Below are 22,677 nucleotides of genomic sequence, written 5' to 3'. Positions count from 1 at the left end.
TGTGGCGGATCGGACGGCTGCTTCGGGGATCCGGCCGCCGCTCCCCTTCCCCGCAACCACATGACCGTGTTGCATCGTGGCACCGATAGCGACCTCGATGTCGCACGCGCGGGCCGGGCATCGCTGCTCAGTCGTGGGAGTGGTCGCTGTCGCCGTGCTCGTCGTGGTCGTCGTTCCGGGTGCTCGGCTCCTCGGATGGAGGTGTGTCGGCGTCCGGCGTGGGCGGCTGCGAGGTGTCCCGCTCCGGTGCAGGTGTCGGCTCGCCCTGCTCCTCGTGGTCGCTGTCGCTGTGGCCGTGACCCGTACCGCCGTGGGTGTGCTCGAGGCCGGACAGCACGCCGAGCGGTGTGAGTGCCACGACGAAGACGGCAGCGCCTGCTGCCGCGAAGCGATAGGCGCCGGGGGCGAACACGGCGGATCGTTCCCTGGGCAGCAGCGACCACGCCGCGCTGAGCACGACGATGGCCTCGAACAGGACGGCGAGCACACCGGCGATACCGATCGCCTCGGGCTCGCCGGCATGCGGTCCGAACGGCACGCCCCAGGTCCGGCTCGCACCCCACAGGGCCATCGAAGCCAGGTTCGCGGCGATCGCGACGCTGACCACCCCGGTGCGCGGCAGCCGTAGGACCGCCCCGGCCCAGGCGAGCTGGAACAGCGCGATGCCGGCGAAGAACACCCCGGCCGGGATCCATTCCTGCCAGTGCTGCGGAGTGACCGCGGCATGGATGAGGCCTGCGCCCACGGATGCGAACGCCGCGACAACGGTCGCCAGCCGGATATCTGTCCTGTGCCGCCGGGATGTGGTGTCGTGCTGCATGTGCATAGGTCGGTGCCCTTCGCGCTCACTTACGTGTGGGTGTGCGCCCGTACGGAGAACGGTCATACGGAATCGTCATCGGCCGGCGATCGCGCCGGTGACTGGATCCGCATGACCTGCAGCTCCCGGACGAGACTGGGCGGGTCGCGCTTGCTCGCAGGCAGCCCGAACACTGCCGGCCGCGTCGGCCGGAGTGTAGGACACGGCGCCTCTGGCCCGCCCACAGCGTGTGTGTGCCCTTCCGTCGTTTCGCTCTCCGTAATAACGATCCCGGGCCTGGTTGTGTCCGCGCTCTCATCGACAGCGCCGGACTCATGCACAATAATCGAACCTGTGTTCGAGCAGCAGCCGGTACCCGAGCGACGTGGCCATCTCCGGCCGGTCAAGCCGCCGAAGGCGGTCTGGGTCGATCTGGGAGCGGTCTACCCGCTCGGCCACCGGCCCCGAGTCTTCGTGAAAGATGGACTGGACCTGCAAACGACAGTGCCGGGCGAGCTGCGGATGTGGGACCGCACCACCACAGGGCACTGGGTCGGCTGGGTGACGTTTCCCATCAGATCCAGCACCGGAACCGCCCAGCAAGGCCAGTGGGTCTTCTCGGACGCACTCACACCGCGTGTGGACGCGCGTGGGAGGTCCCAGCCGGACCCGTGAACCGCTGGCTGGTGGGACCTGGACACCTGGCCGGGGACGTTGTCGAATAGGGCGGTCACGCCAGCCGGCGAAGGCTGCCGCGGGTCTTGCGCGGACCGGCGGCGATCGTCACAGCCCGATACCGCGGACCGGGTTGTCGGTCCAGCGGTCGACGGTGTGGAAGTAGCCGTGTACGGCCTTGGAGCCGTAGACCCAGCCGCCCTGGTCGCAGACCGCCTTGTGGTCGGCGCCGGTGCGGCGCGCCTCGGTGGCCAGGCCCGCGCGCAGCGAGTGCCCGGTGATGCGGAACGGCAGTTCGGCACGCTTCCCGCAGCGGGTGATGATCTCGCCGACGGCCTGCGGGGACAGGCCGGACCCGAACACGTGGTCGTGCCGGTCGATGCGACGGAAAGCGGGACCCTCGGTGATGCCGGCCGCCTCGATCCAGGCTTGCCACGCCAGCACCGGGCAGGTGTCGCGGTGCGCGCCGTGCGGGATCGGCCGCTCGTCCGGCCCGGTCTTGGTGTAACCGAGCGCGGCGACCAGGCCGTGCGTGCCGTCTGCGGTGAGCTGCTCGACGCGCAGCCCCGCGAGCTCGCTGCGCCGGGCCGCGATGGTGAACCCGATCAGTAGCAGCGCCCGGTCGCGGAGCCCTGCGTTGCTCTCCGGGCACGCCCGCACGAGCGCACGCAACTGTGCGAGCGTGATCGGCTGGGCCTTACCCCGCCCCCGTGCCGACCCCGCCTCGGCGAGCCTGCGCTCGTACCCCTTCAGCGCCTGCCACGCCGCCCTGGTCGCGTTCCTGTCCACCGAGACGCCGGACTGGCGCAGCCCCGCCACCGCTCCCGCCAGCCGCGCGTCGACGGTGGCCACGGCGGCCTGCCTCGTCGTCTCCATCCAGCGCACGAACCCGACCAGCGCGCCGACCGTGCCGGACAGCATCGGGATCCCCGCGTCGCGCGTGTAGTCCTCCCACACCTTCCATGCCTCGGCGTAGGCCCGCTGCGTGTTGGCAGGCCGCTGCTCGCGCACGTACGCCTCAGCGACGGCATCCAGCCGCGCCAAGCGCTCCCGTGGCTCGATCGCGTCCCGGCCCCGTGACCCTGCGGCCCCCGCGTCGGGACTTACCGCTCCCCCGTCGTTGCTCGTCGATTCGTCCGATTCCTGACTCACGATATGTGACCTTATCACAGGTTGATTCGACTAGGTTTATCCTAAATACGTATACGTAATAGTAGATTCTGTTTACGTATGTAGTCATGTACAATCGTAGTGTGACGATTCAGCAGGGCACGGATGACACTCGCGAGCCGATGGCCAGCACGGAACACGGTGGGGCCGATGGGACCCGGCTATGCGCCTTCAGCCGGTGTCGCGCTCCCCTGCCTGCGGCCAGCGGGCCCGGCAACCGGGCGCGGTACTGCCAGGACGGCAAGACGTGGGGCGCGAAGGGGGCCAGCTGCAAGCAGGCAGGACATGCCGAGGAGCTGCTGGCCTCGATCTCGTCGACGACCGAGGCGGTGCCGTTGCCGGTCACCGAGCTGGCGGAGCACATCTCCGCCGCGATCGGCCCGGCGCAGCAGCTGGTCGACGCCCTCCAGCAGGTGCGTCAGCAACTGGAGTCGGACGTCGCGCAGGCCCAGCGGGAACGCGACGAGGCCGTGCGGACCGCCGCGCACGAGAGCGGGCTACGCGCCACCGCCGAGGAGCGGGCGGCCGATGCGGACCGGCGTGCCGAGGACGCCGAGGCGGCGCGTGCCGCGGCCGCCGAGAACGAGGAGCGCGCCGTCGCCGGGCGCGACCGTGCGCGCGAAGCCGAGCACGAGGCCGAGCGCGCGCAGCTGCGTGCGGAGACGCAGCGGGACAACGCGCGGGAGCAGGCCGAGCGCGCGCAGGCGCGCGCGGACGAGGTCGCGGCGCATGCCGAGGAGCTGAACCAGCGCCTTGCCGCGGCCACGGCCGAGACGGCGGCGCTGCGCGAACAGGTGACTGCGGCCGCCGAGCGCGCCGATGCTGAACGGGACCGGGCCGAGCGGCTCCGTTCCGACCACGAGGCCGCCCTCGCCCGGCTCCGCGAGGATCATCAGGCTGAGCTGCGGCAGGAGCGTGAGCGCGCCGCCGCGGAGTTGGCCGAGATGCGCGCGGAGCAGCAGTCCTGGCAGGACAGCGAGTCCGCCCGGCACGCTGCCGAGACAGCCGAGCTGAACCGGCAGATCGGGAGTTACCAGCACGAGGTGGCCGGGCTGACCGAGCGAGCCGAGGCGGCGGCCACTGACCTCGCACACCTGCGTGAACTGGTGCGCTCCACGGTCAGCGAGACGATCCCGCGCCTGCCCGAGGAGCGCGGCTCAGCGGATCCGGCCGGGCAGTCCTCCCCCGAGCGTGGTGTCCGCCAGAACCTGCAGGCATTGCTGGAGGCGGTGGAAGGCCGCGCGGAGGCCGGGACCTCCGACTCGGAATGACCGTCGCGTGCTGGGTCTGTCACGCCACGCGGAGGAGGTCCGAGTGGTTGCCTGCGATGTCACGGAACGCCGCGACGCGCCCGGCTGCTACTAATCCTTGCGGCCGGTCAACGCCAGCCCGAGGCCGAGCCCGATCATCGTCAGTCCCGCCGCTCCGCCCATCAAGTCCAGTCGACGCGTCGATCGAGCGAACCAGGAGCGTACCGCGCCCGCCACCGCACCCCAGACGGAGTCCGACGCCAGCGCGATGGTCGCGAAGATCGCGCCGAGGACCAACATCTGCAGACTCGGGTGGCCGGCCGAGGGATCCACGAACTGGGGCAGCACCGCCGCGAAGAAGGCCGCTGACTTGGGGTTTGTGATGCTGACAACGAAACCCTCCCACCACGTACGGCGTCCGCTGAGCGGGCTGACCTGCCCCTCGAAGGCCGCGCGCAGCTGCCGACGATGCCGGATGGCCCGGATGCCCAGGTAGACCAGGTAAGCCGCCCCGGCCAGTTTGAGTACGGTATAGGCGATCGTCGAAGTCTGGATGAGCGCACCTACACCGGCAGCGACCGTCGCAGCCAGCAGGAAGCTGCCCGTAGCGCCGCCGGCGACCGTCAGCAGGGCGGCGCGCCTGCCGTACGCGAGCGCGCGACTGAGGACGAACAACACCGATGGTCCGGGAACCACGATCAGCACAAACGCCGCAACAGTAAACGCGAGCATACGATCGGGCGGCACCATCGGCTGAGTCTATCCCGAGCCGGTAAGGCTCGCTACGAGTCCGCCGCCCCCTGTGCCGACGTCCCGGGCGCGGTAGCCGAGTTCATCGACGCCTTTCTCGCTCGTTCCATCAGGCTACGGCCGCCGCGATACGCTCCTGCACGGTTTTCCAGTGCTCGCGCATCCGCGTCCTGGCCGTGGCATCCGGCAACTTCTCCACGTGCACCGTGAGCCTGGTCTTACCGGAGGCTGCCGCCGCCAGGGTGAGCTGGAGCGTCGCCGGTGCCTGCCATCCGTCGGGTTGCCAGGTCATGCGGATACGGTGCTCCTGCTTGACGACCCTGATCTCCCCCTGTGCCGGTGGTGTGTCGGTCCCGCCCGTGACCTGGTAGCACGCTCCCGGCTCGAAGGCCACCGCGGTTCCGGGTCCCAACCACAGTTCGGGCCTGCTGACGAGGCACTCCCAGACAGCGGACCTGCTGGCCGGGAGGCTGCGCTGGACGCCGACCTGGAAACCGGCGTCCGCTGTCTGCCCGGGTACTCGTTTGCCGCGCGCCTGCTCGTAACCCACCGCGATGGACTGGCGCCACCATGCCGTTGTGGTCTCGGCGTGCTCCTGCTCCAGGTGGCCCACGATCTGCTTGTGGTCCCACTGCTCGGCTCCCGCGCTGTCCAGGGTGGCCAGCCAGTCAGTCCAACCTCGTCCGGTCGCCGCGCGCAAGGCCGACGAGGACACGCGCCCGACCGTCAGTTCGTCGTGCTCCGAGGTCATGTGGCCAGTGTAGTCCGCGGTGACGTCGAGTACCCGGCGAACCGAGAACCCGACGGGTCCGTCCGGCGCGGCGCGCAGTTCAGCCGGAGCGGTCCGGTCCCGCGCGTGTGATGGTGACCGTGACGAGTACGCGTTCCTCCTGTCGCATGGCTCTGCGGTACTCCTCCCAGTCGGGATGTTCCCCGGAGAGCCTGCGGTAGTAGTCGATGAGCCCGTCCATGGCCTCGGGAAGCGACGTGATCCGGGCGGTGCCTTCGACCTGGATCCAGTCGCCGAAGAACGCCTCGGGAAGCACGCACAACCACACCCGCGGGTCACGCCGAAGGTTGCGCACCTTGTAGGCGTACTCCCGCGTGCTGATCAGGACGGCGCCCGCATCCTCCACGGTGGTCAGTACGGGTGACATCTGTGGTGTTCCGTCCGCGCGCATGGTCGCGAGGACCGCGCGGCTCTTCTCCCGCAACACCTCGACGGCGTCGGATACATCCATACGGCTCAGCATGCCCGTGGTCGCATACCTACGCGAGCGGGCGCGCCGCGTGGTCCGCACCGAGATCGGCTCACCCTGACACCTGTGGTCACAGCACCAGCTCGCCGTCCCCGGCCACGATCCGGCCACCGGCCATCACGAGCCGCCTGCGGGGCGTGCGTACCAGTGCGTCCGGGACGTTCTCGGCGTCGAGCAGGACGATGTCGGCGCGCGCGCCGGGAGCCAGGTCGTGGCCGGTGCGGTGGACGAAGTCGCCACCTGCGGTACTCGCGAGACCCACAGCGCGGGTGAGATCGTCGTCGGCCCGGAGGCGGTGCAGCTGTGCGAATCGCTGGGCGGTGCGCAGCATATCGCCGTCACCGTACGGGGACCACAGGTCACGGATCCCGTCGGTTCCCAGGCCGAGGGGCATCCCTGCCTCGCACATGTCGCGCCACGGCAGCGGTGCCGACGGTACCGGTGCCACCGTCGTCCACGAGATTCCTACCTCGCCGAGCGCGTCCAGCAGCTCACCCTGGCGCTGCGCAGGGAGCTCACCGAGGGCGAACCCGTGCGCGATCGTCACCCTGCCGTGCAGACCGGCCCGCCGGGTGCGGTCGATGACGAGTTCCATCTGGAAGGCGCCCAGCTCGCCACCATCGTGCAGATGGATGTCGATCCCGACACCGCGGCGCTCGGCGATCTCGAACAGGCCGTCCAGCTGCGCGACCGGGTCGCGGTCGATCGACGCCGGGTCGATTCCACCGATGTTGCTCGCCCCTGCCGCGGCAGCCTGGTCGAGCAGGTCCAGGACACCGGGACGACGCACGACGCCGTCCTGTGGAAAGGCGACGATCTCCACCTCGACGGCGCCGTCCAGCGCGGCAGCCGCCGCGCGAACGTTGTCGATGCCGCGCAGACCGATACCGAGGTCGACGTCGACGTGCGTGCGGGTCGCTGTCGTACCGTGGCGCAGGAACTCCCGCAACACCGCGGTGGCACCGTCGACGCTCGGGATTCCGTACTTGTCGCGTTCGGCACGCTCGTGCGCGATTCGTCCCTGCGTCGTGGCCTCGCCCCCGTACGAGACCCATGGTTGCCCCCACCAGCTCTTGTCCACGTGCGCGTGCGCATTGACGAACCCTGGTAACGCGAGCAGGCCACGCCCGTCGACGGTCTCGCCGGAGGTATCAGCGGTACCGGCCGCCACGACATCCGAGATCGCGCCGTCCGTGATCATCACGTCGACAGGGGCGGCGTCCCACGGGCGCACGTTGGTCAATGTCAGCGAAGCCACGACACGCGAGCATAGACCGGACCCGTGTCATGCTCGCGTGGCATGCCGGTACGACCCCATCGGGCCCCGTCGGGCGCGCTCAGACTCTCCGCTTCAACGCCCACACCGACAGCGGCGCGAAGACGGCGAGGATGACTCCCGCCCACACCAACGACTGGACGACCGGTACCGCGACGGCGCCGGTGTACCAGGGGTCGCCGAGCATCAGACCGCGGCACGCGTCGGTCAGGATACTGATCGGGTTGACGTCGACGAAGGCCTGCAACCAACCGGGCATGGTCTCGGCGGGAACGAAGACGTTGCTGACGAACGTGAGCGGGAACAGCGCGGTGAACCCGAAGATCTGCACCCGCTCCGGATCCTTGGCCACCACCCCCACCAGCACAGCGACCCAGGAGAATGCGAGCGCGAACACCAGCAGCAACACAACGGCACCGAGCAGCCCGGCAACGGACGTGCCGAGCCGGAAACCCAGCAGCATGCCGACTCCGAGGACCAGCACGATCGACCACGCCTGCTTGACCTGGTCCGCTGCGATGCGCCCGGCGAGCGGGGCCCACCGCGCCACCGGCAGCGACCGCAGCCGGTCGAAGACACCCTTGGTCAGGTCGGTGTTGAGTCCCTGCCCCACGTACAGCGTGACGAACAGCATGTTCATCACCACCATCCCCGGCAACATGAACGTCAGGTAGTCCGAGGTCGACCCGGCGATCGCACCACCGAACACGTAGGTGAACAGCAGCACGAACATGATCGGCTGGATGCTGAAGTCGCTCATCTCCCACGGGTTGTGCCGGACCTGCACCACGGTGCGCCAGGCGAGGGTCAGGCTCTGGCGCAGCCCCTCGACCGGGCCGACGCGGGGGCTCACCTCGGGGATCGTCGCAGTGGTCATGCCGGGCTCCCTTCCGACTCGTCCTGACTCCCGGCCGGATGCCCGGTCAGGGTGAGGAACACTTCGTCGAGGCTGGAACTGCTCAGCGTGAGCTCGGTGACCACGACCCCTGCCTCGTCGAGCCTGCGCACCACGGCGGGAAGCAGGTGCGGATCGGAGACGGGCACGGTCACGAGGTCACCGGTGACGTCCGGGCTGACCTCGGCGAGCTCGCCGACGATGGACACAACGGCAGACAGGTCGGACGCCTCGGCTGGCCGCACGGCCAGGCTCTGCCCACCGGTCTTGGCCTTGAGCTCCTCGGGTGTTCCTGTCGCGATCACCCTGCCCTCGTCGATGACGACGATCTCGTCGGCGAGTGCGTCGGCCTCGTCGAGGTACTGCGTGGTCAGCAGCACCGTCACGCCCTCGGCGACCAGGTTGCGGATGAGCTCCCACAACTCGCTGCGCGCACGAGGATCGAGTCCGGTGGTCGGCTCGTCGAGGAACAGCAGCGGTGGCCGGCCGACAAGGCTCGCCGCGAGGTCGAGCCTGCGCCGCATGCCACCCGAGTAGGTCTTCACCGCACGGTCGGCCGCATCGCTGAGGTTGAACTGGGCAAGCAACTCGTGCGCACGCTGCTTCGCGCGTTTGCGGGGCATACCGAGCAACCGGCCGATGAGTACCAGGTTCTCCACCCCGGTCAATGCTTCGTCCACCGAGGCGTACTGGCCTGTCAGCCCCACGAGCTGGCGGACCTGATGGGCCTGGCGGACCACGTCGTATCCGCGTACGGCCGCGTGCCCTGCATCCGGCTGAAGCAGCGTGGCCAGCACGCGCACGGCCGTCGTCTTACCGGCCCCGTTCGGGCCGAGCAGGCCGAGCACCGTACCCGGGCGCACCGCCAGGTCCACCCCGTCGAGCGCGGTCGTCTGCCCGAAACGTTTGACCAACCCCTCGGCCCAGATCGCATGTTCCATGGTCATCGCTCCTCAATCCCGGTCGGTCAGCCCAGCATGCCGGACATCCCCGACACTGTGCGCGTGATTTTCGCTCGGTCCGGCTCATACGGTCCCCGAACGGACCCGACCGTCTCTGGGCGCGACTCTAAATATTCGAGTTAACTCGAAGTCAATAGCGGAACGCGTGCACGGGAAAGGCGCGTCGCCCCGGGTCACGAACTCGGAGCGACGCGCCTTTCCCGTGCACATCTAGCGTTGCGGCGGTGGCCCTCCCTGGGGCCCTCCCTGGGGCCCTCCCTGGTGGCCGCCGCGTGGTGGCTCCTCCCCCTGCTGCGGAGGAGGTCCCTGCGGGTTCGGTGGTTGCGCGAACGGGAACTGCTGACCTTGCGCGCCGCCCTGCTGGGACGGGCCGGACGAGCCACCGGCCTGCGGCGGCTGCCCGGGCTGTCCGGGCGGCTGGATCCCGAGCTGCTGGGACGCCTCCGGCGAGAGCTGGCTGGGGTCGCCCTTGAGCGCCTCTGCGGCGGCGGACGCGCTCTTGCCTCCCCCTGTTCCACCCGGGCCGATCGGGCCACCCACTTCCTTGCGAGCCACGGCCTCGGCCGCGCGCACGGCCTCGGCGACCTCCGGGTCGGTCGTGGTGTCGAACCAGCTCGCGACCTCTTCCTCGTCGAGCTCGGGAGGGCTGGCCTCGTACTCGGGTGGCTCGTAGCGGAAGACACCGTCCTCGCCAGGGGTGCCGAGGTTGCGCGCGTATCCTTCCAGGGCCTTGCCGTACTCGCTGGGGACGAGCCACACCTTGTTGGCGTCGCCCTGCGCCATCTGGGGCAGGGTCTGCAGGTACTGGTAGGCGAGCACCTCGGGAGTGGGCCGCGCAGCCTTGATCGAGGCGAACACCTTCTCGATAGCCTTGGCCTGGCCTTGTGCCTGCAGGTAGCGAGCGGCACGCTCACCCTGCGCACGCAGGATGCTGGACTGGCGCTCGGCCTCCGCGCTGAGGATGGCCGCCTGCTTGGAACCCTCCGCGTCGAGGATCTGGCCCTGCTTCTGCCCTTCGGCCTTCTTGATGGCCGCCTCGCGATCACCCTCCGCGTTGAGAATCATCGCGCGCTTCTCCCGGTCGGCGCGCATCTGCTTCTCCATCGAGTCCTGAATGGAGGGCGGGGGGTCGATGGCCTTGAGCTCGACCCTGGCGACCCGGATCCCCCACCGGCCCGTCGCCTCGTCGAGCACTCCGCGTAGCTGCTGGTTGATCTGGTCGCGGGAGGTCAGCGTGTCCTCGAGGCTCATCCCACCGACCAGGTTGCGCAGCGTCGTCGTGGTCAGCTGCTCGACACCGGTGATGTAGTTCGAGATCTCGTAGGTCGCGGCCCGGGAGTCGGTCACCTGAAAGTAGACGACCGTGTCGATCGACAGTGTGAGGTTGTCCTGCGTGATGACCGACTGCGGAGGAAAGGACACGACCTGCTCACGCAGGTCGACTCGGGAGCGCACCTTGTCGAGGAAGGGAACGAGGAAGTTCAGCCCCGGGGGCGCCACAGCCTTGAACTTGCCCAGCCGCTCCACGACGGCTGCCTGTGCCTGCGGGATGACCATGATCGCCTTGAAGACGACGACCACCACGAAGAGCACGATGACCGCGAGGAGGATGATCGTTGCGGTTCCCAAGTCTCTCTCCTGTGTGTTCAGTTGACTCGCGGGGTAAGCGAAGCGTTACGGGCGGTTTCGTACGACGATCCTATGGTCACGGCTCCATGGACACCACAGCGGTTGCTCCGGATATCTCCAGGACGGTGACGGGCGTGTCGGGCTCGATGACCTGGCCGCTGACGTAACAGCGGGCGGACCACTCCTCGCCGTTGAGCTTGACCCTGCCCTGCTCGGCGTCGACCGTGGACAGCGTCACCGCCCGCGCACCGACCAGCGCGTCCACATTGGTACGCAAGCCGGGCCCGTGCAGGAAGCGTCGCTTGAGCGCGGGGCGGGCCAGCACGAGCAACCCGATCGAGGTCACCGCGAACACCCCGACAGAGACGATCACGCTGTCGGCCAGGACCATCGACCCGGCCGCCGCGAGCGCCCCGGCCCCCAGCATGACCAGCACGAGATCGCCGGACAGTACCTCCGCCGCCAGCAGGGCGATGCCGACGATCAGCCAGATCAGCGCACCCATGGTGTCATGGTCTCAGAGAATGCACAGCCCTGCGCCAGGTTTCGTGGCCGACGTGATCAACGCGTGACCTTCCCACTCGCGATCACCCGCGGCCACGCCGTGTGCCGCCGCGTTACGGCCCCGGTGAGACGATCGCCATCGCTCCGGATATCTCCAGGACGGTGACGGGCGTGTCGGGCTCGATGACCTGGCCGCTGACGTAACAGCGGGCGGACCACTCCTCGCCGTTGAGCTTGACCCTGCCCTGCTCGGCGTCGACCGTGGACAGCGTCACCGCCCGCGCACCGACCAGCGCATCGACGTTCGTGCGCACGCTACGGTCGAGCAGGAAGCGCTGTTTGAGTGCGGGGCGGGCCAGCACGAGCAACCCGATCGAGGTCACCGCGAACACCCCGACAGAGACGATCACGCTGTCGGCCAGGACCATCGACCCGGCCGCCGCGAGCGCCCCGGCTCCCAGCATGACCAGCACCATTGAGCCGGACATCGCCTCCGCCGCCAGCAGGGCGATGCCGACGATCAGCCAGATCAGCGCACCCATCGCCCCATGGTGTCACATGATGATCACGGGGACCCGGTCTCCACGGGTTCGGTGACGAAGTCGATCAACCGTTCCACCGCCCCGATGAGGTCGGGCTCGAGGTCCCGGAAGCTGCCCACGGCGGCGAGGACGCGCTGCCAGCCCTCGTGCGGCTCGCCCCACCCCAGCGCCGCGCACACACCCTCCTTCCACGGCACCGACCTCGGCACCTCCGGCCACGCCGGTATCCCGAGCGAGGCGGGCTTGACCGCCTGCCAGATATCCACGTACGGGTGGCCCGTGACCAGTACATGCGGGTCGCGGACCGCGGCCGCGACGCGGGACTCCTTACTGCCCTCCACCAGGTGATCGACCAGCACTCCGAGCCTGCGGTTCGACGCGGTACCGAAGGCCTCGACGTGCTCGTCGAGACGGTCCACGCCGCGCAGCTCCTCGACGACGACGCCGTCCACCCGGAGGTCGTGTCCCCAGACCCGTTCCACGAGCTCGGCGTCGTGCTTGCCTTCCACCCAGATCCGGGAGTCCCTGGCGGTACGCGCCCGCAGTCCCGCCACGCGCACCGACCCCGATGCCGTTCGTTGTTCGGCCGCGGCCGAGCGCCTGCAGTGCGGAACCAGCGTCACCGGCGAGCCGTCGAGCAGGAACCCGGCAGGCAGGAACGGAAAGACACGCTGGTTGCCGTGCCGGTCCTCCAGCGTGACAGCGCGGCGATCGTCACGGACGACAGCGCCGCAGAACCCGCTCCCGCGCTCCTCGACCACGAGGCCCGGTTCGGCCTCGACCTCAGCCGGAGCGGGCTTGCGGGAACGGGACAGTACATCGCGACCGTAGGAGTGAGCACGCACGATCGCCAACAGTACCGGGCACGCGTGCCCCGCTCCGGCAGGCGCGGGCGCGTGTCCCGACTGCGCCGGACCGGCGTGCCGGCCACCCCCGCTTCCGGGGCGGTCTACTCGTCGCCTGCGCCGAGCGAGCGTGTCTCCCCGACGGCGAGTGACCACAGGTTCGCCGGGTCCCCTCCCGCTGCGGCCCACTCCTTGCGGACCAGCTGAAGCGGCTCGTCCACCGGCTCCTTGGTCAGGACGAACGTCCCCCAGTGCATGCATGCCATGGTGTGGGCTCCGAGGTCGGCGACGGCCCGGACCGACTCTGCCGGGGTCATGTGCACGTAGCGCATGAACCACCGCGGTTCGTACGCACCGATAGGCATCATCGCCACGCCGATACCCGGGTACCGCTCGCCGACCTCGACGAACCTGTGGCCGTACCCGGAGTCGCCCGCGTGGTACGTCCGGGTGCCGTCGGGTGCGGTGATGACCCAGCCACCCCACAACGAGGCGCACGTGTCGAACAACCCGCGCCGGCTCCAGTGGTGCGTCGGGGTGAAGTCGAACCGTACACCGGCGATCTCGGTGTGCTCCCACCACTCGAGCTCGGTAACGGCATGGAAACCGCGTAGCCGGAACCACCGCCCCAGCCCGGCACCGACCAGGATCGGTGTGCTCCTCGGCAACCGGCGCAAGGTCGGCGCGTCCAGGTGGTCGTAGTGGTCATGGCTGATCACCACGGCGTCGATGGGTGGAAGGTCGTTCCAGGGCAGCCCCGGGGGCGTCAGGCGCGGCGGAGTTCCCGGTATCCGCGCCGACCACACCGGATCGGTGAGGACGCACAGCCCCCCGATCCGTACGAGGTAGCTCGCGTGGCCGATCCAGGTCCAGCTCGCCGCGCCGGGTGGCAACGGGGGCAGGCCCGTGCGCATCACCGGGATACGATCCGCGTTGGCGGTCGAGCCGCGGAACCCGCCCTCGCGCATGATCTTGACGAAGTCGCGCGGGCCGGGCAGCGGGGATGTCAGCCTGTCCCGGTACGAGTGCCGTCGCATACCGCTCAGTGTTCCAGGATCCCTCGTCGCTACGCCGCACGCGTAGCCGGTGCGTGTGCCGCGCGTCGCGGGCCCGGCTGTGCGCCCGGAAGCAGGCCCTCAGAAGAGCGGCCAGGGCACGGCCCTGGCGTCGTCGACAGGAAGGGGAAACGCGCCCTCCCCGATCAGTGCGCCCGCGCGCGAACGCACGGCCTCGACCTCCGCCGCTGTCAGGTGCGCGGTCAGTTGCTCGCCGAGGGTGCCGTCGAGGTCGGCGAGCAGCTTACGCAGCTTCTCCACCGCATCGGCAGGCAGGTCCTCACCGGCCCATCCCCACAGCACGGTCCGCAGCTTCGGCTCTGCGTGCAGGCAGATGCCGTGGTCGAGCCCGTACACCTTGCCGTCCGTGCCCTGGACGACGTGCCTGCCCTTGCGGTCGGCATTGTTGAGGACGGCGTCGAGCACGGCCATGTCACGCACCTGCGGGTGATCGCTGTGGGCGACCACGACGGGCGAGCCCCCGCGATCGTAGGCGTGCAGCACCGTGCGCCAGCCGGGCGGTACCTCATCGGGATCGAGCACGTCGACGAGCTCGGCCTCGCTGGTGTCGACCCACAGCTGGACCATGCCCTCGCCGAGCGGACCGTCCCGCAGTACCGTCGGTGGGATCGTGCTCAGCTCCGCCGAACACGCCAGCAGGTAGCTCGCCACTTCACGCCCGGCGAGCGTGCCTTCCGGGAAGTCCCACAGGGGCCGCTCACCGCGGACCGGCTTGTACACGGCGGGCGCGCTGACCCCGTTCAGCTGCACGGTGCAGTAGAGCGTGACGTTGGACGCGTCGAGCAGCCTGCCTTCGATCTCCAGGGCGCCGTCGGTGACCAGCTGGAGAGCCTCGGAAGCCTGCCACCCGTACACGCGCGGCCTCAGCCCTCGGTGAACGGGTTGTCCCGCAGGAAACCGTTCTGCCGTGGGCAGATGTGGCCTTCCGGATCCAGCGGTTCGTCGCACAGCGGGCAGGGTTTGCGGCCCGCGTTGATGACACGCTCGGCACGCTCGGCGAAGGCACGGGCGTGCGCGGGGCTGAGGAACACACGCACGGCGTCTGGTCCTTCCTCGGTGTCGTCGAGCACGATGTTCTCGTCGACCTCCCCCTCGGTGATGGCGAGCAACTCGATGACCACCGAGCTGCTCTCGGCGTCCCAGCCGAGCCCCATGGTGCCGACCCGGAACTCCTCCTCGACAGGGACGTCGAGTGGGTCGGTGTCGGTGAGCTCCTCCGGTGCCGACGGCGGGACCTCGGTGTCGAACCGGCTGGCGACCTCTTCGAGCAGCGAGGTGAGCCGTTCGGAGAGCACGGTGAGCTGCTGCTTCTCGAGCGTGACGCTGACCTGCTTGGACTCCGAGCTGGCCTGCAGGTAGAACGTGCGCTCACCGGGTTCACCGACGGTGCCGGAGACGAACCGATCGGGATGACGGAAGACGTGGATGACACGAGCCATGGCACCCCCGACCTTAAGCCACGCCCCGTGACTCGGCATCCGCCGCCCCTGGGATCGGCCGTCGCACCGCGAGGGGACCTGGTGTGCGCACCCGTGCGGCGGCCCGAGCGCGCCGTAGGCGGCGATTACGGTTGCGGGTATGCGGCTGAGTGAGGAACAGGCCCGCGAGCGGTTCCAGCGGTCCCGGGTGGCTCGGCTGGCGACCGCCGACGCCGAGGCGGTACCGCACGTGGTGCCGGTGACCTTCGCGCTGGCCGCCGGCAGGCTGTGCTTCGCGGTCGATCACAAGCCCAAGAGCACGACGGCGCTGCGCCGGCTGCGCAACATCGACCGGAACCCACCGGTGAGCCTGCTGGTCGACCACTATGACGAGGACTGGACGTACCTGTGGTGGGCGCGCGCGGACGGCACCGCGACGATCCTGCCCGCAGGCACCGCGAGCGCTGCGCGCGGCGAGCTGGTCCGGGCGTTGTGCGACAAGTACGAGCAGTACGCGGCGCACCGGCCGCAGGGGCCGGTGGTGCGAATCGATGTGAGTCGCTGGAGCGGCTGGTGTGCTTCGTCCCACGCGGCAACGTGACGGAAGGCTCCCCGTGCGGCACGCGGCCTGTGATATCCGGCACCGTCCGGCCCCGGCGTGGCCGGGCGGAGGCGCGCGAGGCGAGTCGCGGGATGCCCGTGACCGCACCGCACGGCGCGGGCACACGCTCCTGGGCAGCGGATCAGCCGGCGGTACCGTTGCCGCCGACGCGAACGACCGCCGCTCAGCGCGCCGGATAGCATCATCTCGCGTGCAACAGTCGTATACCCGCTAGCAGGAGAACGTCATGACCCAAGCTCCCGTCAACGTCACGGTCACCGGCGCAGCCGGCCAGATCGGTTATGCGCTGCTCTTCCGAATCGCGTCGGGCCAGCTGCTCGGCGCCGACACCCCCGTGCGACTCCGCCTTCTCGAGATCCCGCAGGCCGTCAGCGCGGCCGAGGGCACCGCGCTCGAGCTGGAAGACGGTGCGTTCAGCCTGCTGGACGGTGTGGACATCTTCGACGACGCCAAGCGCGCGTTCGAAGGCTGCAACGTCGCCCTGCTCGTCGGAGCCCGCCCGCGCACCAAGGGCATGGAGCGCGGCGACCTTCTCGAGGCCAACGGCGGCATCTTCAAGCCGCAGGGTGAGGCGATCAATGCGGGCGCTGCCGCGGACGTCAAGGTCCTTGTCGTGGGCAACCCCGCCAACACCAATGCGCTCATCGCGCAGGCTCACGCGCCGGACGTTCCTGCGGGCCGCTTCACGGCCATGACCCGCCTCGACCACAACCGGGCGCTGGCACAGCTGTCCGGCAAGTTGAACACCCCGGTCTCGCAGATCAAGAAGCTCACGATCTGGGGTAACCACTCCGCGACCCAGTACCCGGACGTCTTCCACGCCGAGGCAGCCGGGCGGAACGTCGCCGAGGCCATCAACGACGAGAAGTGGCTGGCCGAGGAGTTCATCCCGCGGGTAGCCAAGCGCGGCGCCGAGATCATCGAGGCTCGCGGTGCCTCCTCGGCGGCGTCTGCGGCGTCTGCGGCGATCGACCACATGCATACCTGGGTGAACGGCACGTCAAGCGATGACTGGACGTCCATGGCCATCCCCTCGGACGGCTCGTACGGCGTGCCGGAAGGCCTGATCTCGTCGTTCCCCGTGCGGTGCTCCGGCGGCAACTACGAGATCGTGCAGGGTCTGGAGATCAACGAGTTCTCGCGTCCCAGGATCGACGCCTCGGTCAACGAGCTCGTGGAGGAGCGCGACGCCGTTCGTAAGCTCGGACTGGTGTGAGGCACGCTGCTGGCGCCCGCTCGCCGGGGTGGGCGCCAGCAGCGTGCCTGCGCCGGACCTGCTCGCAGCGACTCGGGTCATTCGGCGTCGGCCGTCGAGGCGCCTGCGCCCCCGCCGACCGCGGCATCGGACCCGGTTGCCGCGCTGTCGGCGACGAAATCGGACACCCCTGCGCCGGTGTCGTTGATACGCAGCACGAACGGCCGTAGTTCCGTGTACCGCACGACCGAGAGCGAGCCCGGGTCGACGACCAGCCGTTGGAACAGGTCGAGGTGCATCCCCAGCGCGTCGGCCAGGATGGACTTGATCACATCACCGTGGCTGCACAGCAGCCACACGGCAGAGTCCCCGCCTTCCGCGCCGAACCTGCTGTCATGGCTGCGAACGGCCTCCACCGCCCTGTGCTGGACATGTGACAGCCCTTCGCCTCCCGGGAACCGGGCCGCGGACGGGCGGGCCTGGACGACCCTCCACTGCGGCTCCTCCTGCAGCTCGGTGAGCGAACGCCCGGTCCAGTCCCCGTAGTCGACTTCGCACAGACCGTCGTCGACGACCGGGTCGATGCCGCGTGCCCGTGCTAGCGGCTCCAGTGTCTCCGCGCAGCGCAGCAGGGGCGAGCGCACGATCCCGGCGAGCTCGACGCCCGCAAGGCGTCCGACCAGATCGACGGCTTGGCCCCGTCCCGTGTCGTCGAGGTCGACGTGTGGCGTCCGCCCGGCGAGCACGCCCGACCCGTTCGCGTCGGATCGCGCGTGCCGCAACAGGATGACGGTTCCCACGCCACCAGCGTAGTCACCCGTGGCGAGCGTGTTCGCCACGCATCCCGACCAGCAGTCGTGGCCGTCACCGGATCAGGCGAGATCCCGTACCTCGCGATCGGCGTACCCTCCGACGCGCCGCTGAGCGTGATCGTCGATAAGCTCACCGCCATGGAACTGCGAGCTCTCGGCGGGTCGGGCCTGCGGGTATCCAGGATGGGACTCGGCACCCTGACCTGGGGCGGTGAGACGGGCAGCGATGAGGCGGCCGACAAGCTCGCCGCGTTCGTCGAGGCAGGCGGGACGCTGGTCGACACCGCGGACGTGTACAACGAGGGCGCCGCCGAGGAGATCCTGGGCTCGTTGCTCGGCGATCATATTTCCCGCGACAGCATCGTGCTGGCCACCAAGGCGGCGGCGCGCCGCGCCGATGGGCCGTTCGGTGGCGGGGCCTCGCGTGGGGCGTTGCTGGCGGCGCTCGACGCTTCGTTGCGCAGGCTCGGGACCGAGTACGTCGACCTGTGGCAGCTGCACGCCTGGGACGGCGCGGTACCGCTGGAGGAAACGCTCGGAGCGCTGGACGCCGCGGTGTCGTCCGGCAAGGTCCGGTACGTCGGGGTGTGCAACTACGCGGGCTGGCAGCTGGCGACCGCTGCCGAGCGCCGCCGTGGCGCGAGTCCGGCGAGTCCGATCGTCTCCGCCCAGATGGAGTACTCCCTGCTCGAACGCGGAGTGGAGCGGGAGCTCGTCGCGGCCGCGGAGCATCACGCGATCGGGCTACTGCCGTGGGCTCCGTTGGGCAGGGGCGTGCTGACCGGGAAGTACCGGTCGGGGACGCCCGCAGACTCGCGCGGCGCCTCCGCGCGGTACGCGGCCTATGTGGAGCATCACCGCACGGAGCGGGCGGCGCGGATCGTGCAGGCGGTCACCACAGCAGCAGACGGTCTCGGCACATCGCCCCTCGCGGTCGCGCTGGCGTGGGTGCGTGACCGGCCGGGAGTGACCGCGCCCATCGTCGGAGCGCGGGACACCGGCCAGCTCAACGGGGCGCTGCGGGCCGAAGAGATCGTGCTGCCGGCCGAGATCCGCTCGGCATTGGACGACATCAGTGCCATCGAGCTTGGCTACCCGGAGCACCACTGACCTCGCGACCTGTGCGCGGTCGTGTCACGGCCGTGCGGGATGCTTGTGCCGTGCACACCACACAACGATCGTCCGCGCGCCGGGCACGCGGCATCCGGGCCGCCGCGCTCGCCGTCACCTGCGGGCTGCTGCTCGGCGCCTGCGCCGATGTCGAGGGCCAGGGTGATGCGTTGCAGGTCGTCGACGACCCCGAGGCGGTGGGTCCGGTCGACTCGCCCGAACAGACCTCCGAGCCCGACGGAACCGTGATCGACGTGCCTGCCGGTGTCTCCGACGTGGCCGTGCACGCCGAGTCCGGCACTCTCGCCGCCGCGCTCACCGCCGGCGGCGACGCGGGGGCTGCGGTGCTCCTTTACCCGCTCGACGACCTCCCCGAGCCGCTACGCGAGATCGCGGTTCCCGGTGACGTCGAGCAGCTCGTCCCCGGCGAGAACGCGTTCCTGGCCACCGTGCCCGGACAGGACGAACTGCTCCACCTCTCCCCGGAGGGCGGCGTCGTCGGGCGCACCGGGATCGAGGGGGCTCCTGCCGGTGTCACCGAGCACGGCGATTCGCGCATCGTGGCGAGCCGGGAACGGGCCGAGGTCGACGTGTTCGAGCACGAGCAACGCACCGCCAGCATCGGCGACGACATCGCCAGCGCCGATCGGGTGATCAGTACCGGTGACGCCGTGGTCGTCCTGGACCGGTTGCGCAGCGCGGTCTTCGAGGTCGACCTCGAGGAGCGCGATATCGGCCTCGGGTTGCGAGCGGGCCAAGGGGCGACGAACGCGACGGCGGACGGCTTCGGTCGCGTGCTCGTGACCGATACCCTCTCGGACGGCCTGCTCGCCTTCGCGGCGGACCCGCTGGTGCTCGTGCAACGCTACCCGGTGCACGGAGGCATCTACGCGATCGCCTACGACGCCGAACGCGATCTCGCGTGGGTCACGCTGACAGCGCGCAACGAGGTCGTCGGGTTCGACGTCGCGGGCGGGCAACCGGAGGAAATCCACCGCTTCGACACCGTTCGCCAGCCGAATTCGGTTACCGTCGAGAACCAGGACGGCCGTGTGGTCGTCGGATCTGCTGCGGGCGAAGGGATTCAGGTGATCGAACCATGAGCGAGGCGGTGAGCGGCGAGGCCGACAGCGACGGGTCCTATCTCAACGACGGGCGCTGGGAGTACCAGAGGCTACGCCTGCCCTCGAGCGTGTCGCGCCCGGCCGCGGTGACCCAGCTGTCGATCCACGCCGAGTACGCCGACTGGGAGCTGTCCACGGTGCGCCTGTACGGCGACGGCAGCCGCCGGGTGTGGCTCCGGCGTCGCTACCAACCCAGCCGCGCCTGCCTGCCCGGGCTGATCACCTAGCGTCACCCTGGTTCCGGTGGGCGGCATGAACCGCCGCGACGATGCGCGGGATGACCTGGGCCGGCCGCTCCAGGGGCAGCATATGGCCGGCGTCCGGTAGCACGATGAGCTCCTCGGCGCGGTCGGCTCCCAGCAACGCGCTCGCCTGCTCCGGCTCGACGAGCCTGTCGCGCTCCCCCACCATGCTGATCACCCGGGTGTGTCCGGGAACGTCGAGCTGCGCCTGCTTGATGTAGGCGTCCAGCCCCGGGCGGAACAGGGCCATCGTCTCCGGCCAGTGCGCGCGGATCATGCGGAGGGTCAGCACCACATCGTCCGGGTCGGGGTCCTCGCCGAACATCGACCACCGCATCGCGGTCACGGCCGCCTTGTGCGCGCGGTCGGTCACCAGGTCCACCAGCCGGGACCCCAGCACCACCTCCAGGTCCTGGATGACCTTGCTGAGCAGGTTCGGCGGTGAGCGCGATCCTTCAACGGCCAGGCCGGTCGCGGCGCGCGCCTCCGCGGCGACGTCACCGACCCCGGTGGACAGCAACACGATGCCTGCGACCCTGGCCGGCTGATCCGGCGTGCGTCGCGCGAACAGCTGCGGATGGCGCCTGCCGAGTGCCAGGGTCGCGAGCCCTCCCATGCCGTGCCCCACGACGACCACGGAGCCTTCGGGAGCCACGTCGGCGATGATCTCGGCCAGGTCGTCGGCGAGCTGTTCCACCGTGGCGGTGCTCTCCGTAGCCCTGCTGGACGAGCCGTGCCCGCGCAGGTCGCAGCTGATCACACGGACGGGCCATTCGACCGCGGTGGGGACGACCCCCGCGATGTCCTGCCAGCAACGATGATCCACGGCGTAGGCGTGCGCGAACAGCACCGTCACCGAGGCCTCCGGGTCGCCCTCGCACTCCAGGTGCAGGGTGGTCCCGTCGGACAGGGTGAAGCCGGACATCAACTGCTGCGCAGGAACCGGTCGAGGACACGGGTGCCGAAGTGGATCGCGTCGACGGGCACGCGCTCGTCGACACCGTGGAACAGCGCGGAGAAGTCGAGGTCGGCAGGCAGCCGTAGGGGTGAGAAGCCGAAGCCCCTGATCCCGAGCTTGTCGAATGCCTTGGCGTCGGTGCCGCCGGAGAGCAGGTACGGCAGCGTGTGGGCCTCGGGGTCCTCTGCGACGAGCGCGGCGGTCATGGCCTCCACCAACGCGCCGTCGAAGGTGGTCTGGACGGGAGGCAGCTCCATCCACTCACGCTCGACCTCGGGGCCGAGTATCTCGTCGAGCTCGGCGTTGAACGCCTCCATCCGGCCAGGCAGGATGCGGCAGTCCACGCTCGCCTCGGCCACGGACGGGATCACGTTCGCCTTGTACCCGGCGTCCAGCATCGTCGGGTTCGCCGTGTCGCGCAGTGTCGCGCCGATCAGCCGGGAGATGTTGCCCAGCTTGTCGAGGGCGCCGTCGAGGTCGTCCTCCGGGAACTCCCAACCGGTCAGCTGACCGAGCCGGTCGAGGAACTCGCGCACCGGCTCGGTCAGCACAAGCGGGAACTGGTGGTTACCCAGTCGCGTCACGGCCTCGGCCAGCGCGGTCACCGCGTTGTCCCGGTGAATCATCGAGCCGTGCCCGGCGGTTCCGCGCACCCGTAGCTTCATCCACCGGATGCCCTTCTCCGCGGTCTCGATCAGGTATGCGCGGTGGTCCCCGAAGGTGACCGAGAACCCGCCCACCTCGCTGATCGCCTCGGTCGCACCCGCGAACAGCTCCGGGCGGTTGTCCACCAGCCACTGGGCCCCGTACGACCCACCGGCCTCCTCATCCGCGAGGAACGCGAAAATCAGGTCGCGGGGTGGCACGATCCCGTTGCTCTTGTAGTAACGCGCCAGGGCCAGGCACATGCCGAGCATGTCCTTCATGTCGACCGCTCCCCTGCCCCATACGTACCCGTCCCGCACCGCGCCGGAGAACGGGTGCACCGACCACTCGGACGGGTCCGCAGGCACGACGTCGAGGTGCCCGTGTACCAGCAACGCACCACGTGACGGGTCGGCTCCGGGCAGTCTGGCCACCACGTTGTGCCGGTCGCGTCCTCCCGACTCGACGTAGCTGATCTCGTAGCCGACCTCGGTCAGCTTCTCCGCGACGTACTCGGCTGCCGCCCGCTCACCGACCACCGTGTCCGGATCGCCGGTATTGGTGGTGTCGATCTGGATCAGCTCGCTGGTCAAGCTGACCGCTTCGGCCGCGACGTCTTCGATGGTCAACAGGTCAGTCACCAGTCCTTCCTATCATCATCCGCCAGCGCCGAGCGTGTCGCGACCGCGCCTGCGCGCCGTCTGCCGAGGACGGCTCTACTGCTCATCGCGACCGGGTACCCCGTGTATCACCGGGAGCACCGGATCCGCTACGCTATCGGGGCAGCACGTCGGAGTGGCGGAAAGGCAGACGCGCTAGCTTGAGGTGCTAGTGCCCGTAACGGGCGTGGGGGTTCAAGTCCCCCCTCCGACACGGCACAAGGGCCCGGGTCGAACGCGACCCGGGCCCTTGCTCGTCG

Annotated in this window: 25 protein-coding genes and 1 tRNA gene; 8 read left to right on the top strand and 18 right to left on the bottom strand. The window is 69.8% G+C overall.

The genetic code is table 11. The features are described 5' to 3' along the window. Positions 1-127: 127 nt before the first annotated feature. Positions 128-826, bottom strand: coding sequence for a hypothetical protein (locus tag CHB84_RS17640; RefSeq protein ID WP_089302741.1), 699 nt, complete (start codon positions 824-826; stop codon positions 128-130). A gap of 327 nt (positions 827-1,153) precedes the next feature. On the opposite strand from CHB84_RS17640, the gene CHB84_RS17635 reads away from it, so the two are divergent. Next, on the top strand, positions 1,154-1,474 hold the full coding sequence (locus tag CHB84_RS17635) for a hypothetical protein (RefSeq protein ID WP_089302740.1): 321 nt from the start codon (positions 1,154-1,156) through the stop codon (positions 1,472-1,474). A gap of 108 nt (positions 1,475-1,582) precedes the next feature. On the opposite strand, the gene CHB84_RS17630 is transcribed toward CHB84_RS17635, so the two are convergent. Further along, the gene (locus tag CHB84_RS17630) at positions 1,583-2,626 is read right to left on the bottom strand and encodes a site-specific integrase (protein ID WP_089302739.1); all 1,044 of its coding nucleotides are present in this window, start codon (positions 2,624-2,626) and stop codon (positions 1,583-1,585) included. Between the two features lie 101 nt (positions 2,627-2,727). Between CHB84_RS17630 and CHB84_RS23015 the strand changes: the two genes are divergently transcribed. Continuing rightward, positions 2,728-3,915 carry a coiled-coil domain-containing protein gene (locus CHB84_RS23015; RefSeq protein ID WP_176440020.1) on the top strand — a complete coding sequence of 396 codons (1,188 nt, stop codon included), beginning with the start codon at positions 2,728-2,730 and terminating at the stop codon, positions 3,913-3,915. A gap of 90 nt (positions 3,916-4,005) precedes the next feature. On the opposite strand, the gene CHB84_RS17620 is transcribed toward CHB84_RS23015, so the two are convergent. The 13 genes from CHB84_RS17620 to CHB84_RS17560 all read right to left on the bottom strand — a co-directional run bounded on the left by CHB84_RS17620 (position 4,006) and on the right by CHB84_RS17560 (position 15,071). Next, positions 4,006-4,644, bottom strand: coding sequence for a LysE family translocator (locus tag CHB84_RS17620; protein ID WP_089302737.1), 639 nt, complete (start codon positions 4,642-4,644; stop codon positions 4,006-4,008). Positions 4,645-4,753: 109 nt separating this feature from the next. Then, positions 4,754-5,395 carry an SRPBCC family protein gene (locus CHB84_RS17615; protein ID WP_089302736.1) on the bottom strand — a complete coding sequence of 214 codons (642 nt, stop codon included), beginning with the start codon at positions 5,393-5,395 and terminating at the stop codon, positions 4,754-4,756. Between the two features lie 79 nt (positions 5,396-5,474). After that, the gene (locus CHB84_RS17610; RefSeq protein ID WP_089302790.1) at positions 5,475-5,885 is read right to left on the bottom strand and encodes a PPOX class F420-dependent oxidoreductase; all 411 of its coding nucleotides are present in this window, start codon (positions 5,883-5,885) and stop codon (positions 5,475-5,477) included. An 88-nt stretch (positions 5,886-5,973) separates the two neighbouring features. Next, entirely contained in the window at positions 5,974-7,161 is a 1,188-nt protein-coding gene (locus tag CHB84_RS17605; RefSeq protein WP_089302735.1) for an amidohydrolase, read from the bottom strand. Between the two features lie 79 nt (positions 7,162-7,240). Continuing rightward, positions 7,241-8,056 (bottom strand): ABC transporter permease, encoded by an 816-nt coding sequence (locus CHB84_RS17600; protein ID WP_089302734.1) that lies wholly within the window; start codon positions 8,054-8,056, stop codon positions 7,241-7,243. Next, positions 8,053-9,015 carry an ATP-binding cassette domain-containing protein gene (locus tag CHB84_RS17595; RefSeq protein ID WP_089302789.1) on the bottom strand — a complete coding sequence of 321 codons (963 nt, stop codon included), beginning with the start codon at positions 9,013-9,015 and terminating at the stop codon, positions 8,053-8,055. Before CHB84_RS17595 ends, CHB84_RS17600 begins: the two co-directional genes overlap by 4 nt. Before the next feature lie 231 nt (positions 9,016-9,246). Next, positions 9,247-10,665, bottom strand: coding sequence for an SPFH domain-containing protein (locus CHB84_RS17590; RefSeq protein WP_425432315.1), 1,419 nt, complete (start codon positions 10,663-10,665; stop codon positions 9,247-9,249). Between the two features lie 76 nt (positions 10,666-10,741). After that, positions 10,742-11,170 (bottom strand): NfeD family protein, encoded by a 429-nt coding sequence (locus tag CHB84_RS17585; protein ID WP_089302733.1) that lies wholly within the window; start codon positions 11,168-11,170, stop codon positions 10,742-10,744. 112 nt (positions 11,171-11,282) lie between these two features. Further along, positions 11,283-11,711: an NfeD family protein gene (locus tag CHB84_RS17580; RefSeq protein WP_089302732.1), complete on the bottom strand. Its 429-nt coding sequence runs from the start codon at positions 11,709-11,711 to the stop codon at positions 11,283-11,285. A gap of 23 nt (positions 11,712-11,734) precedes the next feature. Then, positions 11,735-12,556, bottom strand: a complete 822-nt coding sequence (locus tag CHB84_RS17575) for a DUF3097 domain-containing protein (RefSeq protein ID WP_089302787.1) — start codon at positions 12,554-12,556, stop codon at positions 11,735-11,737. 104 nt (positions 12,557-12,660) lie between these two features. Next, positions 12,661-13,593 carry an MBL fold metallo-hydrolase gene (locus tag CHB84_RS17570; protein WP_089302731.1) on the bottom strand — a complete coding sequence of 311 codons (933 nt, stop codon included), beginning with the start codon at positions 13,591-13,593 and terminating at the stop codon, positions 12,661-12,663. Between the two features lie 99 nt (positions 13,594-13,692). Next, positions 13,693-14,487 (bottom strand): SCO1664 family protein, encoded by a 795-nt coding sequence (locus tag CHB84_RS17565; protein ID WP_245818809.1) that lies wholly within the window; start codon positions 14,485-14,487, stop codon positions 13,693-13,695. An 8-nt stretch (positions 14,488-14,495) separates the two neighbouring features. Further along, a complete protein-coding gene (locus CHB84_RS17560; protein WP_089302730.1) occupies positions 14,496-15,071 on the bottom strand; it encodes a DUF3090 domain-containing protein in 576 nt (191 codons plus the stop codon). Between the two features lie 139 nt (positions 15,072-15,210). On the opposite strand from CHB84_RS17560, the gene CHB84_RS17555 reads away from it, so the two are divergent. Both CHB84_RS17555 and CHB84_RS17550 read left to right on the top strand, forming a co-directional pair. Then, complete coding sequence (locus CHB84_RS17555; protein WP_089302729.1) at positions 15,211-15,651, top strand: TIGR03668 family PPOX class F420-dependent oxidoreductase; 441 nt, start codon at positions 15,211-15,213, stop codon at positions 15,649-15,651. Positions 15,652-15,898: 247 nt separating this feature from the next. Then, positions 15,899-16,888 carry a malate dehydrogenase gene (locus tag CHB84_RS17550; protein ID WP_089302728.1) on the top strand — a complete coding sequence of 330 codons (990 nt, stop codon included), beginning with the start codon at positions 15,899-15,901 and terminating at the stop codon, positions 16,886-16,888. A 77-nt stretch (positions 16,889-16,965) separates the two neighbouring features. Here the strand turns inward: CHB84_RS17550 and CHB84_RS17545 are convergent, their stop codons facing one another. Next, positions 16,966-17,667: a histidine phosphatase family protein gene (locus CHB84_RS17545; protein WP_089302785.1), complete on the bottom strand. Its 702-nt coding sequence runs from the start codon at positions 17,665-17,667 to the stop codon at positions 16,966-16,968. 150 nt (positions 17,668-17,817) lie between these two features. On the opposite strand from CHB84_RS17545, the gene CHB84_RS17540 reads away from it, so the two are divergent. From CHB84_RS17540 to CHB84_RS17530, 3 genes are read left to right on the top strand one after another with little or no spacing between them, the layout of a single operon-like run. Next, positions 17,818-18,789, top strand: coding sequence for an aldo/keto reductase (locus tag CHB84_RS17540; protein ID WP_176440025.1), 972 nt, complete (start codon positions 17,818-17,820; stop codon positions 18,787-18,789). A gap of 50 nt (positions 18,790-18,839) precedes the next feature. Then, positions 18,840-19,892, top strand: a complete 1,053-nt coding sequence (locus tag CHB84_RS17535) for a YncE family protein (protein WP_245818808.1) — start codon at positions 18,840-18,842, stop codon at positions 19,890-19,892. Then, entirely contained in the window at positions 19,889-20,140 is a 252-nt protein-coding gene (locus tag CHB84_RS17530) for a DUF5703 family protein (RefSeq protein ID WP_089302727.1), read from the top strand. Before CHB84_RS17535 ends, CHB84_RS17530 begins: the two co-directional genes overlap by 4 nt. Here CHB84_RS17530 and CHB84_RS17525 read toward each other — a convergent pair. Both CHB84_RS17525 and CHB84_RS17520 read right to left on the bottom strand, forming a co-directional pair. Next, positions 20,133-21,080, bottom strand: a complete 948-nt coding sequence (locus CHB84_RS17525) for an alpha/beta fold hydrolase (protein WP_089302726.1) — start codon at positions 21,078-21,080, stop codon at positions 20,133-20,135. The genes CHB84_RS17530 and CHB84_RS17525 overlap by 8 nt on opposite strands. Further along, positions 21,080-22,399, bottom strand: coding sequence for a M20/M25/M40 family metallo-hydrolase (locus tag CHB84_RS17520; RefSeq protein WP_089302725.1), 1,320 nt, complete (start codon positions 22,397-22,399; stop codon positions 21,080-21,082). Before CHB84_RS17520 ends, CHB84_RS17525 begins: the two co-directional genes overlap by 1 nt. 148 nt (positions 22,400-22,547) lie before the next feature. On the opposite strand from CHB84_RS17520, the gene CHB84_RS17515 reads away from it, so the two are divergent. After that, positions 22,548-22,631, top strand: a tRNA-Leu gene (locus tag CHB84_RS17515). Positions 22,632-22,677 lie beyond the last annotated feature (46 nt).

Origin of the sequence: Haloechinothrix alba (assembly GCF_900188115.1) — a bacterium.
In the GTDB taxonomy this organism is placed as follows: domain Bacteria; phylum Actinomycetota; class Actinomycetes; order Mycobacteriales; family Pseudonocardiaceae; genus Haloechinothrix; species Haloechinothrix alba.
This window is presented reverse-complemented; position numbering and strand designations above follow the sequence as displayed.